The following is a 13207-nucleotide window of genomic DNA, read 5'->3' as shown; positions in this document are numbered from 1 at the left end:
GCATGACGTGCACATTACCAATTGAGTGGTAATGGGCTAATCATATTAATGACACGTCGTTATTGCACAATCTGAATTATTTTATTATTTCTTTTCAATATTTATGGATTGAAACAGCAACCCGATTTATCAACGCCTCAACGAGTAGCCTGTTCGATAGTCGGTATCGTCGACTGTCGCGTCGATGATCCTCTGCTTGTAGAGCGGATGCGCATTGGACTCTTCGCACGCGACAAACGCGGTGCCGACACGGTGCGCACGTCATATCGATCGGTGATGCCTCCTGCAGCGAGCACCGGACGTCCTTCTGCAATCCCGAGAATAGCCGGCAGCAGCGACAGAAGTCCGATCGTCCCGCGGTTCAAATGACCACCGCTTTCACTGCCTTGCGCCACCAAAATATCGATGCCTTGCTCGATCGCGTTGCGGGCGAGTGCGATGACGGAACGAGGCTGATGTCAAATGGCTTATCCGTCAGTTCGCGGGTCTGCCTGATCCATTGCCGCATGGATGCATCTCATCATAATGAGTGAAGCGATATGCAACGCATGGCCGGTTCCATTGCAGAGCGAACTGTCGCACGTTGTGTGCATGAGTTGGGATGGTGCGTCATCACGCGGAATGCGTTCAACGGAGATTGGCAAAGGCAGGCGGTACGTAGAACGCCCGAGCGATCATGCGTGCGCATGCATCGCCCGGGCGGGGCACGTCACAATCTCAATCAACTACCGAAATAGATCTGGCAAAAGCTGACCGGGCCGACACAATCGCCCGGCTGGTTACCGCCGTTGCCGTGACGCAGGAAGCCAAGCCAATGATGCCGCGGGGCACTGTTCCCAGCAGCAGTCGATCCGTCAGCGACACCGCCATAGCCGCTATGACTCATTTGTGTCGCACTCACCGCGTCAGCTTGCGAAGCCGTTGCACCGTTAGCCTGTGCGAACGCGAAAACGGGAACCGTCAACGCGCCAACCACAACCAGTGAACGAAGAAGCGATTTCATGATGACCTCCGTTGATTGCATGGTGTTGCGAACCCGTGTCCGCAACTCATGAAGACCATTCTAGGCAGGAGGTCGCTCAAGATTAAGGTCACCGCTTTCACAGCATTGTTTACTGAATCCTCGTGAATGGAAGCCATTCCATTTCGACATTGGCCGGTCCCATTACCAACGGCCGACCCGGATGCCCGCCGTTCTTGACACGGTGTATCGACAGTTACTAGCGGCAGGGTGTTTCGCAGCGCAAGCGAACAGACCTTCCCGCATTTCGCGTCGTCCCGTTTCGGCCATTCGGACGGCTCGCTGAACCTGTTGCCGAAGCCGATGCACGGCAAGGTACCGACGCTCGCGGTCGGCCGCTCGCAGCAGACGCTCGACTGGATCGCAACGCATATGGACGGGTACATGGGCTTCGTACCGGAGCCCGCGCGCCTGAAGCCGTTTGTCCGCGAATGGAACGACGCGGTCGAATTGAACAAGGCCGTCGATCAGGTGAACCCTGTTGACGCTGATGGAAAAGACAATTGCGTGAAGCCGCTCGCATTGGGGGGTTTCTCTATCTTCACCCGCAACCGGACTTTGCCTTCCAGCGTATCAGGGGCGGTTTCGCGATCGGCAGTGGTGCGCTACGCGGGTTCCTCGAGCAGGCGCGCGATGCGGGTATCGTGCACGTCGCTTTAAATCCGAAGGTCACGCCACGCAGCTACCTGGAAATACTCGACAGCCTCCAGCGCGACGTGTTGCCGTACTTTGAGCCACACGAATAATTTTCCCTCACACGTCCTTTAGCGTCCTTTCTCGTCGCTGCGCTTATGCCGCGTCCGGTTCGTCCGCGCCCGCTGTGCCGGCCAGGACTATCGCGTCCTCACGTAACGCGTCGGCAACCCATTCCTTCAGGAACTCGACCCACGCTCTGATCTTCGCATCCAGATACTGGCGCGACGCATAGACCAGGTAGATGTTCAGATCCTGCAAATGATATTCGGGCAACACGCGCACCAACGTGCCGTTACGAAACGCCGCGCGTACCGTCAGCATGGGCAATGCCCCGACTCCCATCCCTTCGTGCAGCGCCGTCGCCATCGCATCCGGCAAGTTCACGCGAAAGCGCGCCTGCGGCAGAAGAAACTCGCGCTCTCCGTTCGGGCCGATCAATGTCCAGCGATCCGACGGGAAAATCGGAATGGCCACCTGCAGACAGGTGTGATTCGCGAGGTCCTCCACCGATTCCGGGCGGCCGTGCAACTCGAGGTAAGCCGGCGACGCGCACAGCACGCCATGTATGGTGCCGAGCTGGTGCGAAATGTAATTCGAATCCGGCAACGGCCGAGGGGTTGAACGCAGCGCGACGTCATAGCCATCCTCCAGCAGATCGGGCACGTTCTGTGACAAGGTCAGATCGACCGTCACCGCCGGGTAGCGCTCCTGAAAGGCGGCCACCGCCGGCACCACGTAGTTCTGACCAATGCTCGACATCGAATGCACCCTGAGCGTGCCAGCGGGTCTTGCATGCGCTTCGGATGCTTCGAGCTCCGCGTCGCTGACGGAATCGAGAATCGCCAGACACCGTTGCAGATAGCGCTCGCCCGCTTCGGTCAGCGCGATTCTGCGCGTGGTCCGATTGAGCAGCCGCGTGCGCAAATGCGCTTCGAGTTCGGACACCGAGCGCGACACATAGCCCGTGGTCGTGTCGAGTTGCTGCGCAGCACCCGTAAAGCTCCCTGCTTCGGCGACTTCGACGAAGATCTTCATGTTGCGGAACGTATCCATCTAGCGACGCCCTCCGTTTTCCCTACCGATCGATCGTTTCCCGATGCGTCCGTGGCGCGCATCCACACGCGGCCGCCCTGCACCGGCGCGGTCGAATGTTGCCTCAGTTTCGTCTGACCTGCAGCGATGCGCACCGCATGCGGCACGCTTCGTGCGGTACGTTCCCGTCTGACGCACCGCATAACGGACATCGCGCGCATGCATACCCGCATGTAACAACGGTTGTTACACCGGGTCAACAATGTGCCGTAGCCCCTCGATTCCGATCCCCGTCACTCGCTCCCACGCCTGTTTCCGGACCTCGCAACGTTCAGATGCCGTTGGTGCGCGTGACCCAACGCGGATTTGTTCCTCGCAGTTAAGTCTCTTTGTCCACGGCGGGTCTACGCAAACGTCCTCAGGTTGCCTAAATTGACGATCAGTCGATGCCGCTGGCTCGATCCACCAACCAACCACTGAACTGAGGTCCATCATGAGCAACCCGAAGAAAGTCGTCGTCGTCACCGGTGCATCGCAAGGTATTGGCGCAGAACTGGTTAAAGCGTTCCGTGAAAAAGGCTACGGCGTCGTCGCAGTCGCCCGTTCGATCAAGCAGTCGGACGACCCGGGCATCGTCGCGATCGCTGGCGACGTCGGTGACCGCGGCGTCGCGAAACGCGCAATCGACGCCGCCGTCAGCCACTTCGGCCGCGTCGACACGCTGGTCAACAACGCGGGCATCTTCATTGCGAAGCCGTTCACGCAATATACGGCGGAAGATTATGCGGCTGTCCTGAACGTGAACGTAAGCGGCTTCTTCCATATCACGCAGCTCGCGATCGAGCAGATGGAAAAAAACCGCAGCGGTCACCTGGTTCAGATCACGACCACGCTCGCGGACCATGCGGTCTCCGGTGTGCCGTCGGTACTCGCGTCGCTGACGAAGGGCGGCCTGAACGCGGCGACCAAATCACTCGCCATTGAATACGCGAAGACCGGCATCCGCGCCAATGCGGTGTCGCCCGGCATCATCAAGTCGCCGATGCATGCACCGGAAACGCATGACGCGCTCGGCGCGCTCCACCCGGTCGGCCATATGGGCGAAATGAGTGATATCGTCAACGCGGTGTTGTACCTCGATGACGCGCCGTTCGTCACCGGCGAAATCCTGCACGTGGACGGCGGCCAAAGCGCAGGCCATTAAGTCACGGCTCGCCGTGCAATCCGACAAGGCGCCGGCGACGGCGCCTTTTTTCTGTGTATGTGTTCATTTAACGTCTCACATGACGGAGATTTCCATGCCAATCGTGACCATTCAGGTAACCCGCGAAGGATCGGCGCCCGGCAGGGACGCAGTCACGCCGGATGAAAAGGCGCAGCTGATCAAGGGCGTGAGCGAAGTTCTGCTGAACGTACTCAACAAGCCGTTGGAGGCCACGTTTGTGGTGATTCAGGAAGTCGAGAAGGAAAACTGGGGCTGGGGTGGTTTGCCAGTCGACGAATTCCGGCGACTGAGAAAATCGAAGCCTGCGTGACGATCAGGCGATGTTGCGGCTCCGTGATTATCGGCTGATCGGAACCGACCTTTTCAGATCTTCTTCACATCAGCATAGCGGCAACGGCGACATGCCCGATGACGCGACGCACGTCGCGCACAATCGGGCATGTCGCCGTTGGACAGAGCGGTGTCGGTGTATTAGCCGCCGTACTGCTGTAAGCGCCGGACGGCTTCCCGGAGCTCCGCATCGAGCGCCGCGACCAGCTCCGCGGCCGGTAACGAGCGCGCCAGCGCAGCGGCCTGGCCAGCCCATTGCGCGCCGTAGCCGAATTCGCCCTTTGCTTTCGCCGCCGCATGCAAGGCCTTGCCGGCGTCGTAGGCGATCGGATACTGAGGGGTTGGCGGCAGATTGGCTTCGCGGCCCAGTTCGGCGAACCGGTTCATCATCGCGCGTGCCGGTCTGCCCGAGATGGCCGACGTCAGAATCGTATGCTGCGCCCCATCACTGAGTAGCGCCGCTCGATAGCCTTCATCGATCGACGTCTCGGGACATGCAACGAATGCGGTGCCGAGCTGCGCCGCCTGTGCGCCAAGCGCGAGTGCCGCCGCAATGCCCGCGCCATCCATGATCCCCCCGGCCGCAATCACCGGAAGCTCGAATTTCTCGACCAGAAGACGCGTCAGTGCAAACGTGCCGATTCCTTCGTCGAACACGTCGGGATCGAACATGCCTCGGTGGCCGCCCGCTTCGATGCCTTGCGCAACCAGCGCGTCGACACCCGCATCGACCGCCGCCGCGGCTTCGTTCAGGTTGGTTGCCGATGCGAATAGCGTAATTCCCGCGTTCTGCAGCGCATCGATGATCTTCTGCGACGGCAGTCCGAAGTGGAAGCTCACCACCGCCGGTTTTTCTTCGAGAAAGACGTCGAGCATCGCCTGATCTTCAACAAAGCTCGTATAGATTTCGCTCAGCTTCTCAGGTGCGCTCGCACCATAGCTGGCGAAAAGCGGTGCAAGCCAGTTCAGCCACGCTTTCTCGACGGCTGCATCGGCTACCGCCGGCGCGTGCGTAAACACGTTGATGTTGAAAGGCTTGTCGGTCAGTGCGCGCGTGTCTCTAATCGTCTTGCGCGCCGCCTCTGCTTTCATCGCGCCCACACCTAGCGAGCCGAGGCCGCCCGCATTCGATACCGCAGCAGCCAATGCCGGCGTACTGACACCAGCCATCGGCGCCTGAATGATCGGTTTCGAGATGCTTAGCATCTGCAGAAGAGATTGATCTTTGGCACGAGTGTTCATGTCATGTCCTTGTCGAAACAGTCCTACGGACGATCATCTCTTTCCATATGCAAGCGGTCAACCGCTCGCCGGTAAAAAGTCTCTTAAGCAACCGGAACAAAGCAACCGAGCGATCACGCGTACAGGTTGACCTCACGTGCGTCTCCCATCGTGCGCGCCAATAGAAAACGCCGCGTGCATGCGCACGCGGCGTTCGTCACCTGATCGACAACCCGGTGTTACTTCGCAGTCGGCATCGCAAACTCAGCGCCCTTTTCGATGCTTTCGGGCCAGCGCTGCATGATCGACTTCTGTTTCGTATAGAAGCGCACACCTTCTTCGCCATACGCGTGCATATCGCCGAACAGGCTGCGCTTCCAGCCGCCGAAGCCATGCCACGCCATCGGCACCGGAATCGGTACGTTGATGCCGACCATACCCACTTCGATGCGACGCGCGAATTCGCGCGCGACATGTCCGTCACGCGTAAAGCATGCGACGCCATTACCGAATTCGTGCGCATTGATCAGATCAACCGCCTCGGTGAAATCGTTGACGCGCACGCATGACAGCACCGGCCCAAAGATTTCTTCCTTGTAGATGCGCATCTCAGGCGTCACGTGATCGAACAGCGTACCGCCCGTAAAGAAGCCGTCTTCATGACCCTTCACTTTCAGGCCGCGGCCGTCGACCACCAGCTTCGCGCCCTCCTGCACACCCAGTTCGATATAGCCTTCGATGCGCTCCAGCGCCTGGCGCGTAACGATCGGGCCCATTTCCGCATCGGGCTCCATGCCGTTCTTGATGATGAGATCGCGCGCACGCTGCGCAAGACGCGGAATGATTTTGTCAGCCACATCGCCGACCAGCACCGCAACGGAGACCGCCATGCAACGTTCGCCAGCCGAGCCGTAACCCGCACCGATCAACGCGTCGACCGTCTTCTCGAGATCCGCGTCAGGCATCACGACCAGATGGTTCTTCGCGCCGCCGAGCGCCTGCACGCGCTTGCCGTGTTTCGCACCGGTTTCGTAGATATAGTTCGCAATCGGCGTCGAACCGACAAAGCTGACTGCCTTCACATCCGGGTGAACCAGCAACGCGTCGACGACGACCTTGTCGCCTTGCACGACGTTAAAGACACCATCGGGCAGACCCGCTTCTTTCAGCAGCTTCGCCATGAACAGCGAGGCCGACGGATCGCGCTCGCTCGGCTTGAGGATAAACGTATTGCCCGTCGCAATCGCGACCGGGAACATCCAGCACGGCACCATGCACGGGAAATTGAACGGCGTAATGCCGGCGACCACACCGAGCGGCTGCCGCACGGTCCAGTTATCGATATCCGTCGACACCTGTTCCGTGTAATCGCCCTTCAGCAGCTGCGGAATGCCGCACGCGAATTCGACCACATCGATACCGCGCGCCACTTCGCCTTGCGCATCCGAGAACACCTTGCCGTGTTCCGCGGTAATGATCGCGGCCAGTTCGTCGCGATGTTTGTTCATCAGTTCGAGAAAGCGCAGCATCACGCGCGCACGGCGAATCGGCGGCGTATTGCCCCATTTCGGGAACGCGGCCTTCGCACTCGCCACGGCCGCATCGACATCCGCCGCCTCGCCAAGCAGCAGCTTGCGCGGCCGTTCGCCCGTCGCCGGATTGAAAATCGGCTGCGTGCGCTGGCCCGTGCTACGCACCGGTTCGCCGTGGATGAAATGCGTGACGTCCGCAGTGTCTGTATAGGCTTGCATATCCGTTCCTTTACGGTAAGTGCTGTGACTGCAGTGTATGAATCATCGGCGGGCATGCAAAGGCGGTAACATTGAAATTATTGTTTTCTATGGTGAACAATCCGCCGATGGACACGCAAAAGATCGAAGGGCTCTGGGTGCACCTGCACTGGCTGACGGTACTGGCTGAACAGGGTTCGTACACGGCCGCGGCCGCGCGCCTCGGGGTCAGCAAGGCGGCGATGAGCCAGCGTATTGCCGAACTGGAACGCGCGGCCGGCGTGCCGCTCGTGCAGCGCACCACACGCAGTGTGCGCTTCACCGAGGCCGGTCAACGTCTCGTGGAAAGCACCCGGCCGCGCTACGACGAGATCGCGTCGGTCTTTTCGACAGTTCGGGAATTGGCCGGCGTCGCGCGCGGACTGGTTCGCGTGACCGCGCCGGTGGCGTTCGTGCGTCAGCAGCTGGTGCCGCGCATGTCGGAATTCCTGCGCGCCAATCCGGAAGTGAAGGTGCAACTGGAAGTGTCGGACCGGCTCAGCTCGATTGCGACCGAAGGCTTCGATATGGCGATACGGCACAGCGCGCAAGCGCCGGAGACGCACGTCGCGTGGAAGCTTTGCGAAACCCATTCGGTTGCGGTGGCGACGCGCGCCTATCTGAAACGCCGTGGCCGGCCCGCGCAGCCCGCGGACCTCGCGGCGCACGACTGTCTGTCCTACCCGCGCGCGAGCGGCTCGGGCGTCTGGACGTTCGAGCACAAAGCCGCGCGAAAAGCTCACATGGCGCCTGTCAGCGTACCGGTCAACGGCGCGTTTTCGGCCAATAACAGCGAGGCGCTGCGCGATGCGGCGCTCGACGATCTCGGCATCGCGCTCGTGCCTGATTTCACCGCGCAAAGCGCGGTGCAGGCGGGCAAGCTCGAAATCGTGCTGCCGGACTGGCGCCCGCTCGGCGCATTTGCCGAACAGTTGTATGTCGTGCGTCCGTATGCGCCTCATGTGCCGCGCGCAATTGCGGCGTTTATTGCTTATCTCCGGCAGACGTTTGCGGGCGGGTTCCCATTGCAGCGGCCTTGAGGACCGGTCGTTCCGTTTTCACTCAATCGTTGTTCGCCGGCGGCGAAAGCAGCAGCAAGTTGATGAAATCCGTTATCTCAGCGCGGCTGTGGAGGACTTCTTTTTCACCGGCGAAACGATTGAAAATGGCTTCGTGCGCAGCGTACGAACTCGACCCGCTTCGGGTCCGATAGCTCTGCGCCACTGCAGCAATGCAGCGAACGATTCGACACTGCCGTTTCGACGAATCCCCCGTTCACGGATATTGGCAACGCATACCGCTTCATCAAGACATAACCAGACGAGTGCCGTTGCGCTCGTCTGAACCTCGTTGACCAGCCCCCCGTAAATGCCTTCGATGACCCAGCGCTGCGCCTGTGCGGCATGTCGGACCCGTCGCAGCGCCTCCTCAGGTTCCCGCGCAACGTTGTACCCGCCCGGTAGCCAGTGAATCAGATCGAGGTCGATGCATCGCATGCCGAAATGATCGGCGATGCGCTGTGCGAGCCAGCTTTTTCCCGAACCGGAATTTCCGATCACCAGTGTTCTGTCTGCCTTCATCGTGCGGATGTCCGGTCAGTAACACGCTATGACGTGCCTTCGGTGCGGGAACGTGCTCCCTCCCGTTCAAGCCACGCGCAAAACAGGTTCACCCGATCGTCGGTGGACCTCTCCAGAGGAACATAGGTGCAATAGCTGCGCGAAGGCAGGCGAGGACCGTCGAACGGCATCACCAGCCGCCCCGCGGCGAGATCGTCCGTGACGAGAGCGGTCGGTCCCATTGCGATGCCTATGCCGTCGATCGCAGCCTGTAACGTCAGATAGAAGTGGTCGAAGGTCAGCGCCGCAGCCGGGTTCAATGAAGGCACGTGAGCCTTCGCGAGCCAGTCCGGCCAGAGCCTCGGCAGACTCGACGTATGCAGCAACGTATGTTCGCGCAAATCTTCAGGCATCCGGATCGGCAATCGCTTCAACAGCGCGGGACTGCAGACCGGCACCCGCTCCTCGGGCAGAAACGGCCGCATCGAATAGCCATAGAACGTATCCGGGCCGCCGCGAATGATCACGTCGTAGGTCTCCTTCAAGCTCTCCACCGGCTCATTCGACGTCTCCACGTTGACGTCCACGCCCGGATGCTCGAGATGGAATTTCGCGAGTCTCGGCACCAGCCAGCGCAATGTGAAAGTCGCAATGGAATTGACGGACAGCGTGCGGGAAATCGCTGCGGAAATACCGTACCTCGAGGTGGCCTGCACCAGTTGCTCGAACACCGGACCGATCTCGTCGAGATAGGCCTTCGCAGCCGGCGTGAGCACCACGCGCCGGTTTCGCCGCTCGAACAGCGGGGCAGCAAGCCATTCTTCAAGCACGCGCACATGCTGGCTCACCGCGCCATGTGTCACGTGCAATTCCGCGGCCGCGTCCTTGAAGCTGCCGAGCCGACCCGCGGCCTCAAAGGCTCGCAATGCATTGAGGGGAGGCAGTGCCCGTTTCATCGCGATAGTTTAATTAACCCGAACTGCCAATTTATCTGGTTTGTCACGTGAGTTCAAGATAGATATCCTGTTGAAAATACAGGGGGCCGGTTTATGTCTACCAGCGTGATGCTGATCGTTCTGTTCGCAGCATTCCTTCACGCAAGCTGGAATGCGTTAGTGAAATCGAGCCCGGACACCTTCCTCGATATCGTGTTCGTCACAGGCAGCGCGGCTATCCTGTGCGCGGCCGTCCTTCCCTTCGTGCCACTGCCGAATTCGGACAGCTGGCCTTACATCGCGGCATCCGCGGCCATCCATGTCGTCTACTTCCTGCTGATCGGCGCCGCTTATCGCAGTGGCGACATGAGTCACGCGTACCCGCTGATGCGAGGCACGCCACCGTTGCTCATCGCGCTGGTAAGCGGGCCGCTGATCGGCGAACGGCTGACCGCGGGCGAATGGGCCGGCGTGCTGCTGATCTGCGGCGGCATTCTGGCCCTGCTGCTGGTGAATCATGCCGGTCACAATACGGGCCGTACGACGCGCGTCGCTTTGCTGAACGCGCTCATCATCGCGACGTATACGCTGGTTGACGGAACCGGCGCGCGGCTATCCGGGCATGCCGCGTCATACACCATGTGGATGTTCGCGCTCGCCGCACCGCCTGTTCTGATCTGGGCAATGACGCGCTGGAGATCGGCCGCGCTTCGCTACCTTCGCGACCGCTGGTATCTGATGCTAGGCGGCGGCGCTTGCACGCTCGCTTCCTATACGCTGGTGTTGTGGGCGATGACGCAGGCGCCGATCGCCATGGTGGCCGCGCTGCGAGAATCGGCCATTCTCTTTGGCACCGCGATTTCACTCCTCGTTCTGAAAGAACGCCAAGGCTACGGCCGTCCTGTCGCGGCGATCATCATTCTGCTCGGGGTGGTCACGCTTAAATTGACATGATTGTCAATCGACCAGAGCGATCGCTTTGCCATTTCACGCATGCCGTCGGCACTTCGACGAACCCATCAGAAACCATCAGATTCCACGCTTTCCTCGCCCATATAGTCGATTCACCGAGCCCCTCATCGATTCGCACGCACGCGAATGGAACGCGTTTGCGCGGCACCGCGAGCACTCGGTACCGTACAAACCTCAGGGACCTTGCCATGAAAAAAGTGAATCTGACCCATCGCCCGTTTTTCGGGTATGCGTTGAAGCCGGCTGCCATATTCATCTTGCTGTTTGCGGCGATGGCCGCGTCCGCTCAAACGTGCGTTCCCCCGCCACATGACAATTGGGTCGCGTGGCTGGACAACCAGGAAGAGGCCGGCGGCCACGCCCAGGCGTGCCATCTCAATGTCTCGGAATCGGGACTCATTGGGCGACTCGAGAACCGCGGCGGAGGCAGTGAAGACACGAAATGCCAGCCTAATGGCCGCGCGGCGAGTTCATGGTCGGACAAGCAGGCACTGATCCGATCGATCAAGCCAAGCATCATCGACGAGTCTCCGCGATTTGCGATTGGTCCCGCGGGCACGCTCGAACTGCATGGCACGGCCGAGCGAACCATCGGAACGGTCGTGACCCGCTTTGAAGGCAGAGACCTCGGCAAAAACGTCGACCACTGCGATAACCGGAAATACGTGTGCGCCAGCACGAAAAAATGGACGGCAATCCTTAGAAAGACCGCAGACGGCCGATGCTTTCTCGTGACCGCGTACCCCGCGGACTAACTGGCCAAAGCCGTATCGCATGAAATGGGGTGCCTTGCCCGGACCGCCGCCCCGCGGTCTGAACACGGGCACCCCGACCAGGCTCAATGACGCAAGTCACCTCAACACACAAGCGTCGATGATCGCGCACAACTTCGTCAAAGATGCCGGATCGACAGTCCGACCAGATGCCATTCCGTTTCGGGCAAGGCACGATTCCTCCATAGATGCCTGAATAGCACACCGCTTGGCGCCCATTGGTTTTTTCACCCGCCACCGGCTACTACGGCCTCGCGAAGCAGCGTTCGCAAACCCGATCAGATTTTGCCCGCCTTGCGTCGCTTCAAGCTCGCTTCTCTTTTACGAAACGCATTGCCGGAACTTCATTTCGCACACTTTCAATGTAAGCAGAATGGACGTTCTGATGTCTGTGATCGCCAGCGCACAGCGCATGAATCAATAAAAGAAAGCGTCTTTTTAAAGAATCAGTCAGTCAGTTCTCCGCAATTAAAAAATAGAGAAATTCAATTTTACTGAAATCGGCAGACACATAGTTGAAACACGCCCGGCCTAGATTTGCCTGCCATTGTTAGCGATCACTTTGTCATTTAACTTCAGATCAATCTGATTTTCTGTATTTCATTTTCTTTAGCCGGAGCAGTCAATTGTCTTTCAGTAATCTGGTTGGCATCGCAATGTCGTCGGGCGGTATATTGTTCATCATGCCCGTATTGTTTCTGATGACACTCACAATTAGCCTCGAACGCGCATGGTTTCTTGCGCGGCTTAGAGAAAAAGGCAGTCTCGTCATTAAACGCGTCGAATCGCTCAATCATCTCGATTTACAGGAACTCAATAACCTGCTGCGCAATGTGCAGCGTCAGCCGCTTGCCAGCGTGCTACGCGTCCCGTTGAATTTTCCCGAATTGCGCGATCACGTGCGGTTAGGTGACCGGCTCGAGGAAGCGATCCTGCTCGAAGTGCCGCGTATGGACCGCTCGCTGTGGCTGCTCGATACCGCTGTCACGCTAGCGCCGCTGCTCGGACTGCTGGGCACGATCATCGGCATGTTCAACTCGTTCCAGGTGCTGGGCCAACCAGGAACGGCCCCCACACAGATCACGGGCGGCATCGCTGAAGCGCTGGTTGCGACCGCATCGGGGCTGCTGGTCGCGATCGTCGGGCTGATTTTCCTCAACGCATTGCAGACGCGCGTTCGCCTGCTGGTACACGACATGGAAACGCTCAAGACGATGCTGGTCAACCGTCTCGACGGATCGAGCGCGCGAGGCGAAGCATGATGCGCTACCTCGAACCCCGCAAGGCACGCATCGAAATCGTGCCGATGATCGACATCATGTTTTTCCTGCTGGTTTTCTTCGTGATCGCGATGTTGCGAATGATCCCGAGCAGCGGCATCGCGTCGCAGTTGCCACATAGCTCGACCGCCACGGACGTGCCGCATCCGAAAGTGCTGGTCGAACTCACGAAGAACGGCAGCGCGCTGGTTGACGACAAGCCGATTACGTTACCCGAGCTTTCCCGCCGGCTCGCCCACAACGACCCGGCCAAAACGGCCGTGACGATCGCAAGCGATCAAGGCACATCGGTGCAAAGCCTGATGGCCGTGATGGACGCGTGCCGGACGGCCGGTGTCACGCAGATCGCGCTGGCCGCCAAAGTGCAGCGTTAAACACGCGGCCGACCGCAATA

The 13207-nt window shown here is 59.6% G+C and carries 15 protein-coding genes; 8 read left to right on the top strand and 7 right to left on the bottom strand.

Translation table 11 applies throughout. The features are described from left to right. Positions 1-137: 137 nt before the first annotated feature. Both HV796_RS20950 and HV796_RS20945 read right to left on the bottom strand, forming a co-directional pair. The gene (locus tag HV796_RS20950) at positions 138-395 is read right to left on the bottom strand and encodes a nitronate monooxygenase (protein WP_246355959.1); all 258 of its coding nucleotides are present in this window, start codon (positions 393-395) and stop codon (positions 138-140) included. A 326-nt stretch (positions 396-721) separates the two neighbouring features. Beyond that, positions 722-1003, bottom strand: a complete 282-nt coding sequence (locus HV796_RS20945) for a hypothetical protein (protein ID WP_175228421.1) — start codon at positions 1001-1003, stop codon at positions 722-724. Between the two features lie 228 nt (positions 1004-1231). On the opposite strand from HV796_RS20945, the gene HV796_RS20940 reads away from it, so the two are divergent. Continuing rightward, on the top strand, positions 1232-1681 hold the full coding sequence (locus HV796_RS20940; RefSeq protein ID WP_175228420.1) for an LLM class oxidoreductase: 450 nt from the start codon (positions 1232-1234) through the stop codon (positions 1679-1681). A 129-nt stretch (positions 1682-1810) separates the two neighbouring features. Here the strand turns inward: HV796_RS20940 and HV796_RS20935 are convergent, their stop codons facing one another. Then, the gene (locus tag HV796_RS20935) at positions 1811-2770 is read right to left on the bottom strand and encodes a LysR family transcriptional regulator (RefSeq protein ID WP_175228419.1); all 960 of its coding nucleotides are present in this window, start codon (positions 2768-2770) and stop codon (positions 1811-1813) included. Positions 2771-3242: 472 nt separating this feature from the next. Here HV796_RS20935 and HV796_RS20930 point away from each other — a divergent pair, with 472 nt between their 5' ends. Together HV796_RS20930 and HV796_RS20925 are read left to right on the top strand one after the other, a co-directional pair. Beyond that, entirely contained in the window at positions 3243-3953 is a 711-nt protein-coding gene (locus tag HV796_RS20930; protein WP_175228418.1) for an SDR family NAD(P)-dependent oxidoreductase, read from the top strand. Between the two features lie 94 nt (positions 3954-4047). Next, on the top strand, positions 4048-4284 hold the full coding sequence (locus HV796_RS20925; protein ID WP_175228417.1) for a tautomerase family protein: 237 nt from the start codon (positions 4048-4050) through the stop codon (positions 4282-4284). Positions 4285-4445: 161 nt separating this feature from the next. On the opposite strand, the gene HV796_RS20920 is transcribed toward HV796_RS20925, so the two are convergent. Both HV796_RS20920 and HV796_RS20915 read right to left on the bottom strand, forming a co-directional pair. Further along, entirely contained in the window at positions 4446-5546 is a 1101-nt protein-coding gene (locus HV796_RS20920; protein WP_175228416.1) for an NAD(P)H-dependent flavin oxidoreductase, read from the bottom strand. A gap of 218 nt (positions 5547-5764) precedes the next feature. Continuing rightward, complete coding sequence (locus HV796_RS20915; RefSeq protein WP_175228415.1) at positions 5765-7276, bottom strand: CoA-acylating methylmalonate-semialdehyde dehydrogenase; 1512 nt, start codon at positions 7274-7276, stop codon at positions 5765-5767. A gap of 107 nt (positions 7277-7383) precedes the next feature. Between HV796_RS20915 and HV796_RS20910 the strand changes: the two genes are divergently transcribed. Next, on the top strand, positions 7384-8334 hold the full coding sequence (locus tag HV796_RS20910; RefSeq protein WP_175228414.1) for a LysR family transcriptional regulator: 951 nt from the start codon (positions 7384-7386) through the stop codon (positions 8332-8334). Positions 8335-8406: 72 nt separating this feature from the next. On the opposite strand, the gene HV796_RS20905 is transcribed toward HV796_RS20910, so the two are convergent. Then, the gene (locus tag HV796_RS20905; protein WP_246355958.1) at positions 8407-8874 is read right to left on the bottom strand and encodes a P-loop NTPase family protein; all 468 of its coding nucleotides are present in this window, start codon (positions 8872-8874) and stop codon (positions 8407-8409) included. 26 nt (positions 8875-8900) lie between these two features. After that, positions 8901-9809, bottom strand: a complete 909-nt coding sequence (gene gcvA, locus HV796_RS20900) for a transcriptional regulator GcvA (protein ID WP_175228413.1) — start codon at positions 9807-9809, stop codon at positions 8901-8903. Positions 9810-9902: 93 nt separating this feature from the next. Between gcvA and HV796_RS20895 the strand changes: the two genes are divergently transcribed. The 4 genes from HV796_RS20895 to HV796_RS20880 all read left to right on the top strand — a co-directional run bounded on the left by HV796_RS20895 (position 9903) and on the right by HV796_RS20880 (position 13187). Further along, on the top strand, positions 9903-10742 hold the full coding sequence (locus tag HV796_RS20895) for a DMT family transporter (RefSeq protein WP_175228412.1): 840 nt from the start codon (positions 9903-9905) through the stop codon (positions 10740-10742). A gap of 155 nt (positions 10743-10897) precedes the next feature. Beyond that, positions 10898-11515, top strand: coding sequence for an RNase A-like domain-containing protein (locus tag HV796_RS20890; RefSeq protein ID WP_175228411.1), 618 nt, complete (start codon positions 10898-10900; stop codon positions 11513-11515). A gap of 644 nt (positions 11516-12159) precedes the next feature. Further along, positions 12160-12795, top strand: a complete 636-nt coding sequence (locus tag HV796_RS20885; RefSeq protein WP_175228410.1) for a MotA/TolQ/ExbB proton channel family protein — start codon at positions 12160-12162, stop codon at positions 12793-12795. Then, positions 12792-13187 carry an ExbD/TolR family protein gene (locus tag HV796_RS20880; RefSeq protein ID WP_246355957.1) on the top strand — a complete coding sequence of 132 codons (396 nt, stop codon included), beginning with the start codon at positions 12792-12794 and terminating at the stop codon, positions 13185-13187. The genes HV796_RS20885 and HV796_RS20880 overlap by 4 nt, the downstream gene beginning before the upstream one ends. The last annotated feature ends 20 nt before the right edge of the window (positions 13188-13207 follow it).

This window comes from Paraburkholderia humisilvae (genome assembly GCF_902859855.1).
GTDB lineage: Bacteria > Pseudomonadota > Gammaproteobacteria > Burkholderiales > Burkholderiaceae > Paraburkholderia > Paraburkholderia humisilvae.
This window is presented reverse-complemented; position numbering and strand designations above follow the sequence as displayed.

Coding starts and splice junctions, on each gene's coding strand:
- HV796_RS20915 (WP_175228415.1), bottom strand. CDS start 7,276: ATGCAAGCCTATACAGACACTGCGGACGTCACGCATTTCATCCACGGC.
- HV796_RS20895 (WP_175228412.1), top strand. CDS start 9,903: ATGTCTACCAGCGTGATGCTGATCGTTCTGTTCGCAGCATTCCTTCAC.
- HV796_RS20945 (WP_175228421.1), bottom strand. CDS start 1,003: ATGAAATCGCTTCTTCGTTCACTGGTTGTGGTTGGCGCGTTGACGGTT.
- HV796_RS20925 (WP_175228417.1), top strand. CDS start 4,048: ATGCCAATCGTGACCATTCAGGTAACCCGCGAAGGATCGGCGCCCGGC.
- HV796_RS20930 (WP_175228418.1), top strand. CDS start 3,243: ATGAGCAACCCGAAGAAAGTCGTCGTCGTCACCGGTGCATCGCAAGGT.
- HV796_RS20905 (WP_246355958.1), bottom strand. CDS start 8,874: ATGAAGGCAGACAGAACACTGGTGATCGGAAATTCCGGTTCGGGAAAA.
- HV796_RS20920 (WP_175228416.1), bottom strand. CDS start 5,546: ATGAACACTCGTGCCAAAGATCAATCTCTTCTGCAGATGCTAAGCATC.
- HV796_RS20880 (WP_246355957.1), top strand. CDS start 12,792: ATGATGCGCTACCTCGAACCCCGCAAGGCACGCATCGAAATCGTGCCG.
- HV796_RS20910 (WP_175228414.1), top strand. CDS start 7,384: ATGGACACGCAAAAGATCGAAGGGCTCTGGGTGCACCTGCACTGGCTG.
- HV796_RS20935 (WP_175228419.1), bottom strand. CDS start 2,770: ATGGATACGTTCCGCAACATGAAGATCTTCGTCGAAGTCGCCGAAGCA.
- gcvA (WP_175228413.1), bottom strand. CDS start 9,809: ATGAAACGGGCACTGCCTCCCCTCAATGCATTGCGAGCCTTTGAGGCC.